Here is a 13,269-nt window from a genome sequence, read left to right as displayed (position 1 = left end):
GTTAACACAACGTTAAGAATAATATTTTTTTAAAGCAGAGAATTTAGCTTAAAATAGTTCTTCTTGCTTTTTTATTAAAAAAAAGCATTTTTTACAATAAAAAATGCTTTTTTTTAAATTATTCACATCTATATTTTAATTAGTAATGTTTTAAAAAAATGAAGTTAATTTAAAAAAAACACTACAACAGAGTCACTTACCCATAAAAAAGCCCTGATTTAATTAAAATCAGGGCTTTTAAACCAGTATCTAATCCTTAAAAATCCAAGCAAACACCTAAATTATAGCAAAGTTCATAAAACTATAAAAATTAGTCGCATTATTCACACTACTTACTCCTTAAAAAATGATTCAATAAAAAAGTTGTGGAACTGTCATGATTTTTGACAGTTTTTGTATTAATTGCCTCTAAAATTGAGTTTGCTAATTGTTTTCCTAACTCAACTCCCCACTGATCAAAACTAAAAATATTCCAAATAATTCCTTGTACAAAAATCTTATGCTCGTACAAAGCAATCAAAGAACCTAACGTTTTTGGCGACAACTTCTGAATTAAAATTGTATTCGTTGGCTTGTTCCCTGAGAAAACTTTAAACGGTAAAAGAAATTTAGCTTTTTCCTCTGAAACACCTTGTTTATCAAATTCTACTTGAACTTGCTTTGCTGATTTTCCATGCATTAACGCTTCTGTCTGAGCAAAAAAATTAGACATCAATTTATCATGATGATCATTGTCTCCATATAAAGGAGTTATAAAACCTATAAAATCTGCAGGAATCAATTTTGTACCCTGATGAATTAACTGGAAAAAAGCGTGTTGCGCATTCGTTCCCGGTTCTCCCCAAATAATAGTTCCCGTTTGATAATTTACTGGCTTCCCATCTCGTCCAACACTTTTTCCATTACTTTCCATCGTTCCTTGCTGTAAGTATGGAGCTAATTTTTGCAAATATTGTGTGTACGGAATCAAGGCTTCGCTTTCGGCACCAAAAAAATTATTATACCAGATGCTCAGTAATGCTAATATAACGGGCATATTTTTATCAAAATCTTCCGTTTTGAAATGCTCATCCATTTCACTAGCTCCTTTTAGCAATTCATCAAAATTATCGTATCCAACAGCTAAACTTATCGTAAGTCCAACAGCACTCCACAAAGAGAATCTTCCGCCAACCCAATCCCACATTGGAAAAACATTGTCTGGATTAATTCCAAATTCAGTTACTTTTTGAATATTAGTCGAAACCGCAACAAAATGTTTAGCAACATCTTCTTGCGTTGTTCCAAAGTCTTTTGATAAAAACCATTTTCTGATTGTTTCAGAATTAGTCAGTGTTTCTTGTGTAGTAAAGGTTTTAGAAACAATTACAAAAAGCGTCGTTTCTGGATTTAGCTTTTTTATAATCTCATTAACATGATCACCATCAACATTAGAAACGAAATGAACGTTAATGTGATTTTTATAGAATTGCAACGCCTCAACTGCCATCGCGGGACCTAAATCAGAACCTCCAATACCAATATTAACTACATCCGTAAATGCTTTGCCGTTAAAACCTGTTCGTTCCCCAGAAGTAACTTCGTTCGTGAATGCTTTTATTTTATTTTTTACTTCATAAATTTCAGGAATTACATCAATTCCATCCACTTTTACAACTGCAGATTCATTGGCACGTAAGGCAGTATGAAGTACCGCTCTATGTTCTGTTTGATTAATTATTGCACCGTCAAAATAATCAGCAATAGCACTTTTAAGCCCAACTTCATCAGCCAATTCTAACAATAGCTGAATCGTCTCCGAATTGATAATGTTTTTAGAATAATCTATTAAAAAATCATTCCACTGTAAGTTAAATGTGTTCGCTCTCGAAGAGTCCAATTGAAATAATTCTTGCATCGAAGCTTTTTGCATTTCGTTGTAATGCAATTCAAGTTTCTTCCAAGCATTTGTTTCTGTTGGGTTTATAGTATTTAAAGCCATTATAAAGGATTTGTAGTATTGTTAAAATTGGGACAAAAATACTCAAATTTGTTTTAATGGAAAATGGGTTTTGATTTATATCACAATTTAGCAACAAAACCGCTAAATAGCATAATTCTAAATTTACTTCATGGGATTCTGCTTTTGCATTAAAAAAACCGTAGACAATCTACATCCTTTAAATTATAGATTAGCGACACTATCTAATTCAAATTTCAGAGGCGTTATTTGTGCAAGAAATCGGGTTTTATTATTTCCGGTCATAGGCTCACCGGTAGGCAATTTAAGCCTTAGAGCGTCCACTTGCTTCCCGTTTTTCCAAAATCGATAACACACGTGTGGTCCTGTTGCAAGACCAGTACTCCCAACCAAACCAATAACTTGTCCTTGATTGACGCGCTGTCCTCGTCTTACCAATATTTTTGACATGTGCAGGTATTGTGTAGAATAAGTTCCGTTGTGCTTTACCTTTACAAAATTTCCGTTTCCAGCCGTAAAACCACTTTGCTCCACAACGCCTCCAGCGGTAACAGTAATAGGCGTTCCGCGTGGCGCTGCATAATCCGTTCCCTTATGCGCTTTCCATCTATGTTGAACCGGATGAAAACGACTTGATGAAAACCGAGAAGATATTCTGCTGAATTTTATAGGCGACTTTAGAAAGAAATTTTTAAGTGTTTTTCCTTGCTCATCGTAGTATTCTACTTTATCCGAATTGGGATTTTGAGCAAAAGGAAATGCGTAAATAATTTTTCCTCGGTACTCAAAAAAAGAAGCTTCGAGTTCTTCTACTCCATCATAAATTGAGTCATTTATAAAACGCTCAGTAAAAGTTATCGCAAAACGATCTCCTTTTTTGAGTTTCATAAAGTCAATGGAATAGGCGTAAATTTTAGATATTTTACTAGCCAAAACACCTTCAATCTTAGCATTGCCCAAAGTTTCTGATAATGATTCTTTTAAAACGCCACCAATAGTGCGTCTTTTAATTGTAATGGGTTTTGTCTTTTTGAAAACAGTTACAGCTGTATCTCGAAAATCAACTACGTAATAACTTAAATTATCGGGCTGATAGATAAAAACGTCTAAGTTATGTTTTTTGTCTTTGGATCTCAACAACGTAAAAGGTCTGTTAATTCTAATAGTTCTCACATCAAAAGAATCTCTGACTTTTGCAATAATATCATATACTTCGCGATCTCCTATATTTTGTTCTTCTAATAAAGTCCCAAAAGTATCTCCTCTTTCTATAGTGTCATTAACTATATTAAAATCAGCGAGAACAAATCCAAATTCACTTTTTTTAGGAACAAGTTTTACTACTTTTTCCGGAACTATTTCCTCCGTTTTTTTACATGATACTAAAGAAAATAATGCTATTATAACTATAAATATTTTTTTCAAACCGTGTTTTTTAATTCAACTTACATTTCTACTCCCCAATTTTCTAATTCATGGCTACTCCACAATTCCGGGAAGAAAATTCTTCTTTGGTATTTAGGATGCATGTATTTTTTCCAGTCACTTCCACCAGTAGCTTCGCCATCGCCTTTACCGCTTTGATCAATGTATTTTTTTGCTGTATTTAAATGTTGCATTACCCAAGTAATATTCACCGTATGGTCGTAATGACGCATCGCTTGAACTAATTCGGGATTTTTTTGATCTAATTCCGGCAGTTGCTTAAATTTTTGCCAAATATTTATGGTGTTGTATTCCTCCATGTGTGCTAGGAATTCCTTCTTGTATTTTTTTTCAAATTCCTCCAGTAAAAAAGATTTTTTTCCGGTATGATAATCTTTCCCGGCTGCTTGCCAATATAGATGTTCCAATGCAAATTCATATGGTGTATTTCTGTCTATTGTATCTCTATAACGGTGGTGAATCAGATTTATTAGGTCAGTAGAAGCGAATTCTATCAGGCGGTATTGCGCACTTTGAAAACCACTGGCAGGTGTCAGTGTATTTCTAAATTTCATGTATTGATCCACTTCCATTCCATCTCCCATTATACTGAAAGAGGTAGTCAACATATCAAAATAACGACTGATTCGCATTAATCGCTCCGTGAAAAATACTGTATCAATGTTCTCACAATAGGAAATTTGTCTCATCTCCCAAAGTATCATTTTAAATATCAATTCGTTAACCTGATGATACATGATAAAAACCATTTCGTCAGGAAGCGTGGTTCTTTGAATTTGCAGATTCAATAAAGCATCTGTTTGAATATAATCCCAATACGTGATCGGTTTTGACCACAATAACCCTTCTAGCTGCGTCTCCGTTTTTTGATTTATTGCTTCATATTTAAGCTCAATTTCTTTTAAAATAGCTTCTGAATTGTCGTTATTGCTCATTATTTTTTTGTTTTAAAAGGATTTTTCAAACCTTTATATGCTTCTATATCTGCCTTTATTGAACCTACGGCCAAACTGGCTTTTATTCTAAGGGGTAATTTATTATCATCATCCGAAATCCAAACTGTAAGACTCTCCTGCTCTTTAAAAACACGTCCTGATTGTACCAAAGGCCTAAAAATCATAGCTGGGACAACGCCAAATTTAGTGGTTATACTTTCTCGCCCAATAAACTTTAGCTTGAATTTAGTAGTTTCATCATCAAAAAACATATCAATCGCCACTGATTCTCCTACTTTCAATTTATCAATTGTGGGATAATTTCTTAAATAATAAAACGTAGATAAAATGTCTTGTGTGTTTTTAGGAACGTAAAGTGTTTTTTCGGTCTTATGTTTGTAATCCTTAATAAGAACTCTGTTTGTGGATTGATTAAAAAAACCTTCTTGATTTTTAGTATACCCGCCTTCATCAATTTTTCGAACAAACTGGTATGGATTTCCAGTCTCTTTGTCAATATAACTTTCGTATAAATCATCTACTTTAAAGAAAAAACGAGACATTCCTGTAGTGTACCCTTTCCCAACGACATGAAAAGTTTTTTTATTATTTATCGTGGCATCTTTTACTTCTAATGTTGCATATCCTGCATTCACTATGCCGTAGTGTATTCTGAATTTGAACCATTCCCCAACATCATAAGCATCCTCTCTTGGAGCGTCGAAACTTACCGTTACAAAGAGTACGAGGAGTAGAATTATGTTTTTCATGATGTTATGTTTTCTATTTATTTCTCAATAATAGCAAATTTTATTCCAAATATATCAAAACAAAAAAACTCAGTCAAATAATGACTGAGTTTTTATGCTATTAACTAACCAAAAAACTATAAACTATGAAATTTATATGAAATTAGGAAGGAAACCACCCCTTCCCTTTTTGCGAGTGCAAAGGTAGCTAACAAATTCAGTTATTTTTGTGAAAAATAAAGTTTAACACAACATTTACAAAAAAACACGCTGCTAATCGGTTATTTTTTCACAATATATAAAAATAACGCTTTTTTACAACGTTCCTCGCAATTGCTGTTCTCGCTCAATTGATTCAAATAGCGCTTTAAAGTTCCCCGCTCCAAAACCTTTAGCTCCCATTCTTTGTATAATTTCAAAAAACAAGGTTGGTCTGTCTTGCACCGGTTTTGTAAAAATTTGCAATAAATACCCTTCTTCATCGGCATCGACCATAATGGCTAATTTCTCGATTTCATTTAAATCTTCTTTCATCATTTTCATGTGATCGCCCAATCGTTCCGGAATGGCCTCATAATATGTATGCGGAGGAGCGGATAAGAATTCGATTCCTCTAGCTTTCAATTGCGATACCGTTTTGATAATATCATCCGTTGCAATGGCGATATGCTGAATTCCAGGTCCACCGTAAAAATCTAAATATTCCTCGATTTGCGATTTTTTCTTTCCTTCGGCAGGTTCGTTGATTGGAAATTTGATTCTTCCGTTTCCATTAGACATTACTTTACTCATCAACGCCGAGTATTCCGTATTGATTTGTTTGTCATCAAAAGAAAGGAAATTTACAAATCCCATCACTTCTTCATAAAATTTGACCCAAGTATTCATTTCGTTCCAACCCACATTTCCCACCATGTGATCAATGTATTTTAATCCTGTTGGCTCTGGATTGTAATCGGATTTCCATTCCTTATAACCCGGAAGGAAAACACCAGTGTAATTTTTTCGTTCTACAAAAATGTGAACGGTTTCCCCGTAGGTATATATTCCAGAACGAATTACTTCTCCAAATTCATCTTTCTCTACGGTTGGCTCCATAAAAGAACGCGCGCCACGTTTCATTGTTTCTTCGTATGCACTTTTTGCATCTTCAACCCAAAGCGCAGCTACTTTTACCCCATCACCATGTTTTCTCAAATGTTCATGAATTGGAGAATCCTGAGTTAATGGCGTGGTCAATACGATACGAATTTTATCTTGCTTTAGCACATAAGATGTTCTGTCTCGCACTCCGGTTTCTAGTCCAGCATACGCCAATGATTGGTAACCGAAAGCCGTTTTGTAATAATGTGCAGATTGTTTTGCATTTCCTACGTAGAATTCTACATAATCGGTTCCTAATAATGGAAGGAAATCTTGCGCTCCTTCGAATATTTTTTCTAGTCCGTATTCTACTGATTTTACTTCTTTTGACATGGTATTTATTTTTTGATTCGGTAGTTCTAGTTTTGGAACGCGGATAACGCGGATAAAACTGATGTACACGGATTTATTAATTTAAAATTATGTTGTTATTTATTCTAAAGCCCTAGCCCTGATGGAAGAGGCATCCTTTTCCTGGTCTCGTTTTTTTAACGAGACCAGGAAAAGATAAAGCGTACAGCAGGAAATAGCTCCTTATTACTCTACCCAAGATTTATAGTACTGACCATCATCTAATCCCATGGCTTCTTCAGTGACCATTAGCGGGCGAAACGTATCGACCATTACCGCCAATTCATGGGTTTCTGTATGACCTATACTGCGTTCCATAGCTCCCGGTGCGGGTCCGTGTGGAATGCCTTTTGGGTGTAATGTAATGTGACCTTGCTCAATATTATTACGACTCATGAAATCCCCATCTACATAATACAAAACCTCATCACTATCAATATTACTATGATTGTAAGGCGCTGGAATGGCTTTTGGGTGGTAATCGTACAGTCGCGGACAGAACGAACAAACGACGAATGTTGCCGTTTCGAAGGTTTGATGGACCGGTGGCGGCTGATGTACGCGACCCGTTATAGGTTCAAAATTATGAATGCTGAATCCGTAAGGGAAATTATAACCGTCCCAACCCACAACATCAAAGGGATGCGTGGCATAAACGACTTCATGCATCATTCCTTCTTTCTTGATTTTGATTAGGAAATCACCTTTTTCATCGTGCGTTTCTAACTCGTTTGGCAGAATAAAGTCGCGTTCGCAAAAAGGAGAATGTTCTAAATGTTGCCCTGATTCGTTTTTATAGCGTTTTGGCGTGTAAAAAGGCGCAAATGATTCGACATAGAAAAGTCTGTTTTCCGAAGTTTCAAAGTCAATTTGGTAAATCATTCCGCGAGGAATAATCAAGTAATCGCCATATTCGAAAGGAATATTCCCCATCATAGTTCGCAATTTTCCTTTTCCTTTATGGATGAAAATCATTTCATCGGCATCGGCATTTTTGTAGAAATAGTTGCGCAATGATTGTCTTGGTGCGGCTAATCCTATGGTACAATCTTTATTGACTAGCATCGCTTTGCGACTGTCCAGAAAATCATCTTCAGGCTTTAGCTCGAAACCTTTTAACAATAATGATTTGATGTTTTTTCCAATGGCAATTTTAGGCTCTACTGAATAGGATTTTAGAATTTCCTTGACTTGCGTAGGTCTGTGAACGTGATATAATAATGACGAATGACCGTGAAAACCTTCTGTTCCAAAGAGTTGTTCGTAATACAAACCCCCATTTGGTTTTTCGAATTGTGTGTGTCTTTTTTGAGGAAAACTCCCCAATTTGTGGTATAAAGGCATGATTTTTTTGTTTAAAAGTGTAACAAATTAAAGTTGAGATTACTTTATAATGTGCTATGATAAATCAAAAAAAAGAATACTTACTCAGGATTTCTCTTGATAAGGAATTGAAGATACTCTAATAAACCTAGCCATTTTGTTTTCATTATAACAAATATCGGAATTATTATTGAAATAAATTACAATTAAAACAAAAACCCAATACTGAACCACGTAAATCCTTTTGGCTGTTCCGGAGACCAGGAATATTTTATTTCTATGGGTCCAATGACCGTTTCTAATCCATATCCAACGGCATAACCAGAGTATTTGGGTATGGAAATCCAATCGACCGTTTCAAAAATGCGATCCCCAATATTAGCGAAATTTGCTGAGAAATTAAAATGGTTCTTCTTCAAAAATTCATAATCTACTGTTGCAGTTGATTTTATATAACTATTGGCTGCTACGCTCAAATAATCGTACCCATATAAATATTTGAAATTATTAAGCGGATTATACCCATAACCTCCTAAAATAAAATTAAAAAAGGCAACGCTTTCCTGACCAAAAGAAAACCCCGCATCAGTCTGGAATTTTACCGTGGTGTTTTTAAACAAAGTTGCCGCTACACCAAAATCACCCTTAGCAATGGAAAACGGCTGAAAATTACCGGTATAATTAGACGACAGTAAATACGATTGAATATCACCTGAAAAATACCATCCTTTTTTAGGGAAATATTTATTATCGAAAGAATCGAATTTCAAGTAACCAAAAAGACTTAAATAATTACTGTTGTCAATTATTGGATCTACATTGGCGAGTGTTTCTGATTTTATCTTTAAATATTTGAGTTCGACTCCGCCTCCAATTAAAAATTTTTGAACAAATAAAGACTGGAAATACGCTTGATTCGTCATGTCAGTAAAATCAACATTAATAGAATTTATATCTGGATTATTTAAAGTTGTACTACTTATTTCCTTGGCTACATTTCGATTAAATTGGTTGTAATGGGATTTGAAACCAAAACTCAGATTAAATCCATTTTCAATGTAATAATCTAAATTGTATCTAATATTATCGCCTAAAATAATATCCAGCGATGCTATATCATTTTTAAAAAGTGTTTTTTTACGTGTCAAATTCACTAACACGCCACTTTTGAACAAATTATCATAATGTAATCCGAATTTCAAATAGGTCTTTGTGGGATTTTCTTTCAAGCTAATATGTAAGTCAACATCTTCTTTGTTTGGCTCTAAAGAATAAGATATGGCACTGAAGTTTTTGGTCGCATTGATATTATTAATCCCCTTCAGCAAATCATCATAACATGTTTTTGCACCTGGCTTAAATCTTAATTTTCCAATGACATATTCTTTCGTATAATTATCTAATTCATTACTTTTTATGGCTCTAACTTGTATACTATCAGAACTCAATTCTAACTTTGGTTTCCGGTAAGGACTGGATTCATCAACAATTTTTTTTATTTGTTCGTAAACTGCAAAAGCAGCTTCTTCCCCTTTTCTTATAATTTCTTTTCCTTTATCAAAAGAGATCACTCCGTATTGCGTAATATCTGGTTTAATATAAATATCCGTGTTGGTTACATTTTTCTTCATTCGCTCTATCGATTGTAGATTGGTGATTTGTACCAAAATTTTAGTCGCATCTTTAAGCTGTGTCCGGTCCAATAAATCATTTTGAACATCAACACCAATAATGATATCAGCACCTAATTTTCGTACTTCTTCAATCGGATAGTTATTTACAACTCCACCATCTACCAAAATTTTCCCATCAATTTCCACAGGAGAAAATAAAGAGGGAAATGCGGAACTGGCAATCATGGCCTGCGCCAAATTTCCTTTGTTTAATAGCACTTCTTCTCCGGTTTCAATATTGGTACCAATACATAAAAAAGGAATGGGAAGTTGGTTAAAATCCTTAATGTGCCTTACGTTTCTGGTAATTCTGCTCAATAAATTATAATTATACATTCCTTTAGACAAAGCTTCCGGAATTCCAATCTTCATTTTATTAAACGGCAAAACGAGCGCATACAATTCGTCGTTTCTTCTTTCGTAAAAATTTTTGGAAGATCTGGGAATAAAATCGTTGATTAACTCATTGAAATCTGTCGCCTGAAAAATAGAATCAATTTGGCTTGCATTATATCCAGAAGCATAAAGACCGCCAATAACCGCGCCCATACTGGTTCCGCCAATATAATCAATCTTGACACCTGCTTCTTCCAACACTTTCAAAACTCCAATATGAGCAAATCCTTTTGCACCACCACCACTCAAAACCAAACCTATTTTGGGTCTTTTTTGTTCTTGCGAAAACACAGCCAGATTAGTGAAAACAATTAATAATAGTGCGATTTTCTTCATAAGCAGCCATTTGTTCCGTGATAGAATGAGAAATATTAACTTTCATTTGTTGCCTTGTAAAATTCGGTAATTTTTTTGGCTTTTGATACACCTATAACATCAGAAATTTCTTTTTCTGATGCTAATTTTAATCTTTTAACACTTTTAAAGTGTTGAATCAAAGCCAACATTGTTTTTTCTCCAATGCCGGGAATGGATTCTATCGAAGAATTCAGTGCTGCTTTACTCCTTTTATCACGGTGATGCGTAATCCCAAAACGGTGTGCTTCGTTTCGCAATTGTTGAATTATTTTCAGTGTCTCTGATTTTTTATCCAAATACAGCGGAATAGAATCTCCCGGATAAAACAATTCTTCCAGCCTTTTCGCAATACCAATTATAGCTATTTTTCCTCGCAATCCTAATTCATCAATACTCTTTAATGCCGAGGATAATTGTCCTTTGCCACCGTCAATAATGATTAAATTGGGCAATGGTTGATTTTCATCCAGCAATCGTTTGTATCTTCTATAAACCACTTCTGTCATCGAAGCAAAATCATCCGGTCCTTCTACTGTTTTTATATTAAAATGGCGGTAGTCCTTTTTGCTTGGTTTTCCATCTTTAAAAACTACACAAGCTGCCACAGGATTCGTTCCTTGAATATTCGAGTTGTCAAAACATTCGATGTGTCTTGGCTCAACCGGCAATCGCAAATCTTTTTGCATTTGCGCCATAATTCGTTTCGTATGGCGATCCGGATCTACAATTTGCAATTGTTTGAGTTGTTCGATTCGGTAAAACTTAGCGTTTCTAATCGACAAATCTAAAATCTGCTTTTTATCTCCCAATTGTGGAACGGTAATTTTTATATTTTCACCCAAGTCAACGTGAAACGGAACGATAACTTCTCTGGACAACAAATGAAAACGTTCTCTCAATTCAACAATCGCCAATTCTAATAATTCTTCATCGGTTTCGTCAAGTTTCTTTTTGATTTCCATCGTGTGCGAACGAATAATCGAACCGTGAGAAATTTGCAGGAAATTCACATAGGCCGCACTTTCATCGGAAACAATCGAGAACACGTCGATATTGGTGATTTTTGGATTTACAATCGTAGAACGCGATTGGTAATTCTCTAAAATTTCTATTTTTTCTTTTATTTTCTGCGCTTCTTCAAAATGCATGTCAGCAGCCAAACCGGTCATAACTCGTTTGAAATCTTTCATGCTCTCTTTGAAATTTCCTTTCAGGATTTCCCGAATCGCATCGACTTGTTTTTGATAATTTTCTAACGTTTCATAGCCTTCACAAGGACCCATGCAATTACCAATATGATATTCGAGACAAACCTTGAATTTTCCGCTTTCGATATTGCTTTTACTCAAATCATAATTACACGTTCGAAGCGGATACAGTTCTTTGATCAGCTCTAAAATAGTACTTACGGTCTTAAAACTGGTGTAAGGACCAAAATATTCCGACCCATCTTTGACCATTCTGCGGGTTGCAAAAATGCGCGAAAAAGGCTCTTTCTTGATACACAACCACGGATAACTTTTATCATCCCGCAACAATACATTATAACGCGGCTGCAGGGTTTTTATTAGATTATTTTCTAACAAAAGCGCATCGGTTTCCGTAGGAACCACAATATGTTTTATCGTAACAATTTTCTTTACGAGCACATTAGTTTTGGCCGTATCGTGAATTTTATTAAAATAGGAAGAAACTCTTTTTTTTAAATTTTTGGCTTTGCCCACATACAAAATTTTCCCTTCTTTGTCGTAATATTGGTATACGCCGGGATTATCAGGCAAGGTTTGGATTTGTAGGGCTAAAGTTGTTGGATTCATGTAACAAAGTTAATCTCAAAAATCCCCAAATACAAATCAATGTTCTTGAAATCTTACAGAGGAAAATTTTATCGAAATTTTAGTTTCTAATTCGTTATTATCCTTATTTTTATGCTTTCAAGAATCTATGATGAAAATTAATACCACACCTATCGTTCTTTTTGGCGAAAGCATAAATCCGGGCGACAGCAAAACTATCAATGTCGAAATTGCCAGACTTCACACTACTACAAAATTGAACATTCCCATTATCGTGCGACGCTCCAAGTTTGAAGGCCCCGTAGTTCTTTTCTCGGCAGGGATTCATGGTGACGAAATCAATGGAGTCGAAATCGTCCGCCAACTCATTTACAAAAAAATAAACAAGCCAAAAAGAGGTACAATCATTTGTATTCCAATAATAAACGTATACGGATTTGTCAATAAATCCAGAGAATTTCCAGACGGTCGGGATTTAAATCGCGTTTTTCCCGGAAGTAAAACAGGTTCTTTGGCCAGTCGATTTGCGTTTCATATTTTAGCTGAAATCATGCCTTTGGTACAATATGCTGTCGATTTTCATGCCGGTGGTGCGAGTCGTTTCAACGCGCCGCAAATTAGAATAGCACATAATAATGCTGATTTAAAAATTCTTGCTGATGTTTTTAATGCACCTTTCACCTTATATTCCAGAAATATAATGGGATCTTTTAGGAGTTCCAGCGAAAGAATGGACGTCAAAATGTTACTTTTTGAAGGAGGAAAATCATTAGATATTAATAATGATATCGCCGAGGAAGGTATAAATGGAGCAAAGCGCCTGCTCAAACATCTTGATATGCTGGATTTAAAACATACAACGGTACAACAAAATTTCAATACGATATATATTGAAAAATCTGGCTGGATACGTGCCAAGTGCTCAGGATTATTACACGATTTTAATACCATAGGGAAATTTGTAAAAAAAGGAACTATTCTTGCCACCATAACGGATCCGTACGGAAAATTTGAGCGTAAAGTAAAAGCTCCAAACGACGGTTACATCATCAATGCTAATCATTCCCCAATTGTGTATGAAGGCGATGCCATTTATCATTTGTCGAATGCTCTTGGAGAAGAAGGCGAATAAAATATTTG

9 protein-coding genes are annotated in these 13,269 nt (G+C 34.9%); 1 reads left to right on the top strand and 8 read right to left on the bottom strand.

What is annotated here, in order from left to right; all coding sequences use genetic code 11:
* Nucleotides 1–328 precede the first annotated feature (328 nt).
* The 8 genes from pgi to uvrC all read right to left on the bottom strand — a co-directional run bounded on the left by pgi (nucleotide 329) and on the right by uvrC (nucleotide 12,150).
* Complete coding sequence (pgi, locus tag BC952_RS02890; protein ID WP_121364171.1) at nucleotides 329–1,981, bottom strand: glucose-6-phosphate isomerase; 1,653 nt, start codon at nucleotides 1,979–1,981, stop codon at nucleotides 329–331.
* A gap of 183 nt (nucleotides 1,982–2,164) precedes the next feature.
* Nucleotides 2,165–3,385, bottom strand: coding sequence for a M23 family metallopeptidase (locus BC952_RS02885; RefSeq protein WP_121364170.1), 1,221 nt, complete (start codon nucleotides 3,383–3,385; stop codon nucleotides 2,165–2,167).
* A 20-nt stretch (nucleotides 3,386–3,405) separates the two neighbouring features.
* Nucleotides 3,406–4,341: a tryptophan 2,3-dioxygenase family protein gene (locus tag BC952_RS02880; protein WP_121364169.1), complete on the bottom strand. Its 936-nt coding sequence runs from the start codon at nucleotides 4,339–4,341 to the stop codon at nucleotides 3,406–3,408.
* Nucleotides 4,341–5,111: a DUF3108 domain-containing protein gene (locus BC952_RS02875; protein WP_121364168.1), complete on the bottom strand. Its 771-nt coding sequence runs from the start codon at nucleotides 5,109–5,111 to the stop codon at nucleotides 4,341–4,343. Before BC952_RS02875 ends, BC952_RS02880 begins: the two co-directional genes overlap by 1 nt.
* Nucleotides 5,112–5,405: 294 nt before the next feature.
* Nucleotides 5,406–6,566 carry a 4-hydroxyphenylpyruvate dioxygenase gene (hppD, locus tag BC952_RS02870; protein ID WP_121364925.1) on the bottom strand — a complete coding sequence of 387 codons (1,161 nt, stop codon included), beginning with the start codon at nucleotides 6,564–6,566 and terminating at the stop codon, nucleotides 5,406–5,408.
* 204 nt (nucleotides 6,567–6,770) lie between these two features.
* Nucleotides 6,771–7,928 (bottom strand): homogentisate 1,2-dioxygenase, encoded by a 1,158-nt coding sequence (locus BC952_RS02865; protein WP_091166334.1) that lies wholly within the window; start codon nucleotides 7,926–7,928, stop codon nucleotides 6,771–6,773.
* A gap of 185 nt (nucleotides 7,929–8,113) precedes the next feature.
* Nucleotides 8,114–10,312, bottom strand: coding sequence for a patatin-like phospholipase family protein (locus tag BC952_RS02860; RefSeq protein WP_121364167.1), 2,199 nt, complete (start codon nucleotides 10,310–10,312; stop codon nucleotides 8,114–8,116).
* Between the two features lie 35 nt (nucleotides 10,313–10,347).
* A complete protein-coding gene (gene uvrC / locus BC952_RS02855; protein WP_121364166.1) occupies nucleotides 10,348–12,150 on the bottom strand; it encodes an excinuclease ABC subunit UvrC in 1,803 nt (600 codons plus the stop codon).
* A gap of 130 nt (nucleotides 12,151–12,280) precedes the next feature.
* Here uvrC and BC952_RS02850 point away from each other — a divergent pair, with 130 nt between their 5' ends.
* Nucleotides 12,281–13,261 carry a succinylglutamate desuccinylase/aspartoacylase family protein gene (locus BC952_RS02850; RefSeq protein ID WP_121364924.1) on the top strand — a complete coding sequence of 327 codons (981 nt, stop codon included), beginning with the start codon at nucleotides 12,281–12,283 and terminating at the stop codon, nucleotides 13,259–13,261.
* The last annotated feature ends 8 nt before the right edge of the window (nucleotides 13,262–13,269 follow it).

The sequence above is a fragment of the Flavobacterium limicola genome, from assembly GCF_003634755.1.
Lineage (GTDB): Bacteria > Bacteroidota > Bacteroidia > Flavobacteriales > Flavobacteriaceae > Flavobacterium > Flavobacterium limicola.
This window is presented reverse-complemented; position numbering and strand designations above follow the sequence as displayed.

What these genes read in the sequence shown, in the direction of transcription:
- BC952_RS02860 (WP_121364167.1), bottom strand. Translation starts at nt 10,312, where the DNA reads ATGAAGAAAATCGCACTATTATTAATTGTTTTCACTAATCTGGCTGTG.
- hppD (WP_121364925.1), bottom strand. Translation starts at nt 6,566, where the DNA reads ATGTCAAAAGAAGTAAAATCAGTAGAATACGGACTAGAAAAAATATTC.
- BC952_RS02865 (WP_091166334.1), bottom strand. Translation starts at nt 7,928, where the DNA reads ATGCCTTTATACCACAAATTGGGGAGTTTTCCTCAAAAAAGACACACA.
- pgi (WP_121364171.1), bottom strand. Translation starts at nt 1,981, where the DNA reads ATGGCTTTAAATACTATAAACCCAACAGAAACAAATGCTTGGAAGAAA.
- BC952_RS02850 (WP_121364924.1), top strand. Translation starts at nt 12,281, where the DNA reads ATGAAAATTAATACCACACCTATCGTTCTTTTTGGCGAAAGCATAAAT.
- uvrC (WP_121364166.1), bottom strand. Translation starts at nt 12,150, where the DNA reads ATGAATCCAACAACTTTAGCCCTACAAATCCAAACCTTGCCTGATAAT.
- BC952_RS02880 (WP_121364169.1), bottom strand. Translation starts at nt 4,341, where the DNA reads ATGAGCAATAACGACAATTCAGAAGCTATTTTAAAAGAAATTGAGCTT.
- BC952_RS02875 (WP_121364168.1), bottom strand. Translation starts at nt 5,111, where the DNA reads ATGAAAAACATAATTCTACTCCTCGTACTCTTTGTAACGGTAAGTTTC.